This window comes from Vibrio sp. 1078-1 (assembly GCF_033340475.1).
On sequence record NZ_JAWOWM010000893.1, the window covers coordinates 1 to 520 of the forward strand.

Consider the following 520-nt stretch of genomic DNA (forward strand, 5'->3'; position numbering starts at 1 on the left):
CCGCGTGTTTCAATTGCTCGATAGCTTGTGCGGTCACGATGTCTCGGACGCGGAAGATGCCTAAACGAGAGACGGCGGTAGTTAAATCACTACAAGTAATGTTTCTTCGGTTAAAAATCACCGAGTTGGCTACGCGAATCACAATAGCAGCTAACCCTGGATCTTCTAAAAGGCAATTTGCGACATCAGAAACCGTGGTGTTTTCTTCTATACAAAGTTTTTGAATTTTGATGACTACATCGGGGATGGGTGGTAACGAAATTTTACCCGTAGATATGGATTGTTCGACCAATTGGGCGAATTCAGATTCAAGCGCTTTTATAAGCTTATCTTTGTTATTTGGTAGCCAAAAAAATGATAGATGTTCCATTGTGACGTGGTGTTAGAGAACTTTCGTACAGTGTACCCTTACCCGAAGAACATTATCAATGAAATGCGTACTAAGTTCTCTATAAATGGTATACGGATCATAACGATGCGTGGTTTTTGGCACGCCATGCGTCAAAAAAATATCGCCAAA

The 520-nt window shown here is 41.3% G+C and carries 1 protein-coding gene; it reads right to left on the reverse strand.

Annotation, left to right across the window (positions count from 1 at the left end; genetic code table 11):
• Positions 1-370, reverse strand: a 370-nt coding sequence (locus R7190_RS30690; protein WP_318138316.1) for an HDOD domain-containing protein, incomplete at its 3' end; no start/stop codon positions are given.
• Positions 371-520: the final 150 nt, after the last annotated feature.